This window comes from Hymenobacter agri, assembly GCF_054778495.1.
The window spans coordinates 1-3,715 of sequence record NZ_BAAGZM010000432.1; the positions used below are offsets into that span (position 1 = coordinate 1).

Here is a 3,715-nt window from a genome sequence, read left to right on the forward strand (position 1 = left end):
CGACGTGCTCTCGCTGCTGCACGTGGTGCGGGTGCCGGTCGAGCTGGTGCTGTTTGGCTTGTACGTGCATCATGCCGTGCCCCGGCTGATGACCTTTGAGGGGCGAAACTGGGATGTGCTGGCCGGCCTCACCGCGCCGCTGGTGTGGTGGCTGGCGTTTCGGCGGCAGCAGCTGGGCCGGCGCGGGCTGCTGCTCTGGAATGCGTTGAGCCTGATTTCGCTGGTTAATATCGTGGCGAATGCCCTGCTCTCGGTGCCCACGCCTTTGCAGCGGTTTGGCTTCGAGCAGCCCAACGTAGCCATTCTGCACTTTCCGTTTGTGTGGCTGCCGGGGGTGGTAGTGCCGCTGGTGCTGCTGGCGCACTTAGCGGCCATCCGGCAGTTGTGGCCGCAGACGGCGGCCGTGGCAGTGGCTCCGGGGCCGGCGGTGGCATCTGCGGGCCCGCGGTTGCCGTAGTAGCGGCAGGTAGCCGATGCAAGGGCCGCCGCGGGTCCGGTTCGGGCCGGTATTTTACTTTCGCCCGATGACTGACGCTACCGCTCCGGCGCTCTCTAACCACGAAACGGCCGTTAAGGCCACCTATTTCAGCATCGCCGGCAATGCCAGCCTGGCCCTGATTAAGGGCGCGGCTGGCTTCTTCGGCAATTCCTACGCCCTGGTGGCCGATGCCATCGAGTCGACGGCCGACATTTTCGCCTCCATTCTGGTGTTGCTGGGCCTGAAATTCGCCAATCGCCCCGCCGACGACAACCACCCCTACGGCCACGGTCGCATCGAGCCGCTGGTGACGTTTCTGGTGGTGGGCTTCCTCATCACCTCGGCCACCATCATCGCCTACGAGAGCATCCAAAACATCGGCACGCCTCACGAGCTGCCCAAATCCTGGACGCTCATCGTGCTCGGCGGCATTATTATCTGGAAGGAAATTTCGTTTCGGCTGGTGATGAAGCGCGCCGAGGAAACCAACAGCTCGTCGCTGAAAGCCGACGCCTGGCACCATCGCAGCGACGCCATCACGTCGGTGGCCGCTTTTATTGGTATTTCCATTGCCCTGTACATGGGTAAGGGGTATGAGTCGGCCGACGACTGGGCCGCGCTGCTGGCCGCCGGCCTCATCTTTTACAACAGCTACCACATTTTCCGGCCGGCGCTGGGCGAAATCCTCGACGAGCACGTGTACGACGACCTGGTGGCCGAAGTCCGGCAGGTGGCCGGCACCGTGCCCGGCGTGCGCGGCACCGAAAAATGCTTCGTGCGCAAAGCCGGCATGCAGTACCACATCGACCTGCATGCCCTGGTAAGTGGCGACATCAGCGTGCGCGAAGGCCACGAAGTAGCCCACCAGCTGAAAGACACGCTCCGGCGGGAGCTGCCGCAGTTGGGCCACGTGCTCATTCACATCGAGCCGGCGTAGCCGGCCCGGCCGCTAGCCGAGGTGAGCCGAAAGGAATTCGGCGGCGCGTCCTACTTTCGTCCGGACCAATGCTCAACGCGCCATCCGGCAACTTTCTATGAACGGCTTCAAAGTCATTGCGCTGCTTATTCTGGCCGTGGGACTCTACCACAATTACCAGTCCGACCGTGGGCAGCACGGCAAAGCCAAGGTGTGGCAGGCCATCTGCCTAGCGCTGCTGGTGCAGGCTTACAGCAATATTTTCGGGCAACTGGCCTGGCTGCTAGGCAACTGGAATGCCCAGCAGCAGAAGTATGGTGGGGCGGTGGGCTACGTATCCGGCGAGCTGCATTGGTGCCTCTACCTGCTGCACCTGGGCCTGGCGTTGCTCACGCTGCTCACCGCCCTGCGCATGATAAACCGCTCCGATGCGGCCCGGCGCCGGCTGCTGTGGCTGCTGCCGCTGCTGGTGCTGGTCGAAACCTTCAGCTTCTACCGCGGCTGGCTGCGCGGCAGCGTGGAGGCGCCGGCCATGCACGCATTCGTGCTCGCGCTGGGGCTCGCGTTCAATGGTGGGGTGGCGCTGATGATGACGCTGGTGTACCGCAGCAAATTCATGCGGGCTTTTTACCAGGCGGCTTCTCAGCCGCGGGCCACGGCCGCTTCCGAAACCACGCTGGCCTCGTAAGCGCGGCCCCGGGCTTGGTTTACAAGGGCTATTTTCCTGAATCACTTTCCTCACGCGGGGCGGACTGCCGTTCCTGCTATCACTACCGCTGATGACCGGCAAAGGATTACTCGATTTGGGCTTCAAGCCCGGCAAATGGTTCAAGGACGCGCTGGACCACATCAATGCCCACGCCCTCGAAGGCGAGGCCCTGCACGCCTACCTCGATATCGTGAAGCCGGCCCCCGTGCTGCCGCTATTGCCCGCGCCGGTATCATTCCACGAAAATATTCGGGCCGACACGGCCGTGGAACAGGCCAACATCGACTACGTGCGGCAGTCGATGCAGCAGCTCATGCGCACGCCCACGGTGGTAGCCGGGGCCATTATGCCCGATGCCTGCCCGGCGGGCCCGCTGGGCACCATTCCGGTGGGCGGGGTAGTGGCCGCGCGCAACGCCATTCACCCGGGCATGCACTCGGCCGACATCTGCTGCTCGGTGATGCTGACCAACCTGGGTAAAACCGACCCCAAAACGGTGCTCGACGTGGCGCAGGGCATCACGCACTTCGGCCCCGGCGGGCGCGAGCCGGCGCAGCAATTTGAGCTTCCCCCCGAAATCGAGGCCGAAATGCGCGCCAACCCGTTTCTGAATTCCGAGCGCAGCCTGAAAATGGCCCACGAGCACCTCGGCACCCAGGGCGACGGCAACCACTTTCTCTACGTGGGCGTGTCGGCCGCCACCGGCGACACCATGCTCGTGACGCACCACGGCTCGCGCGGCGTGGGGGCCGTGCTCTATGGCAACGGGATGAAAATTGCGGAATTTTACCGCCGTGAGATTTCGCCCGAAACCGCGCCCGACAACGCCTGGATTCCCAGCGAATCGGTGGAAGGCGTGAATTACTGGAACGCGCTGCAAACCGTGCGCAAGTGGACCAAGCGCAACCATGAGGTGCTGCACGACGCCGTAGCCGCCAAGCTGGCCGCACCCGTGCAGCAGCGCTACTGGAACGAGCACAACTTCGTGTTTCGCGACGGCGACGTGTTCTACCACGCCAAAGGTGCCACGCCGCTCGACCCCAAGTTTATGCCCGACATCACCGGCCCGCGCATCATTCCGCTGAACATGGCCCAGCCTATTCTCATCGTGGAAGGCGACACCACGGCCAATAACCTCGGTTTTGCCCCGCACGGCGCCGGCCGCAACCTCAGCCGCACCCGCCACAAATACAGCAAAATCGGCCAGACCAACGAGCAAATCTTTGCCGAAGAAACCCAGGGTATCGATGCCCGCTTTTTCTTCAACCGCATCGACATTTCGGAGCTGCCCAGTGCCTACAAAAACGCCGAAGACGTGAAGCAGCAAATCACCGATTTCGGCTTGGCAACCATCATCGACGAAATCCGGCCCTACGGCTGCATCATGGCCGGCGACTGGGAACAGGACGCCCCTTGGCGCAAAAAGAAGCTGGCCAAAAAAGCCGCCGAAGCTGCCGCCGCCGCCGCGCAAGATTCGCAGGCGGATGCGTCGGCGCTGGTGGCGGAGTAGCAGTTTACAATTGGTGCACCACCTGCGCCGTGAACACCGCCGCTAGCGCGGCCGTTTCCGTGCGCAGCCGCGAGGCGCCCAGCGTTACCGGCCGGACGCCGC

3 protein-coding genes and 1 pseudogene are annotated in these 3,715 nt (G+C 63.5%); all 4 read left to right on the plus strand.

What is annotated here, in order from left to right; all coding sequences use genetic code 11:
• Window positions 1–457 (plus strand): annotated as a pseudogene (locus ACYVDE_RS17140) (hypothetical protein); the annotation flags it as partial.
• A 67-nt stretch (window positions 458–524) separates the two neighbouring features.
• Entirely contained in the window at window positions 525–1,415 is an 891-nt protein-coding gene (locus tag ACYVDE_RS17145) for a cation diffusion facilitator family transporter (protein WP_460502768.1), read from the plus strand.
• Between the two features lie 97 nt (window positions 1,416–1,512).
• Window positions 1,513–2,082: a hypothetical protein gene (locus tag ACYVDE_RS17150; protein ID WP_460502769.1), complete on the plus strand. Its 570-nt coding sequence runs from the start codon at window positions 1,513–1,515 to the stop codon at window positions 2,080–2,082.
• 91 nt (window positions 2,083–2,173) lie between these two features.
• Entirely contained in the window at window positions 2,174–3,613 is a 1,440-nt protein-coding gene (locus ACYVDE_RS17155; protein ID WP_460502770.1) for an RtcB family protein, read from the plus strand.
• The last annotated feature ends 102 nt before the right edge of the window (window positions 3,614–3,715 follow it).

Bases quoted from the DNA above. Each gene is read 5' to 3' on its own strand.
- ACYVDE_RS17145 (WP_460502768.1), top strand. From the start codon at position 525: ATGACTGACGCTACCGCTCCGGCGCTCTCTAACCACGAAACGGCCGTT.
- ACYVDE_RS17150 (WP_460502769.1), top strand. From the start codon at position 1,513: ATGAACGGCTTCAAAGTCATTGCGCTGCTTATTCTGGCCGTGGGACTC.
- ACYVDE_RS17155 (WP_460502770.1), top strand. From the start codon at position 2,174: ATGACCGGCAAAGGATTACTCGATTTGGGCTTCAAGCCCGGCAAATGG.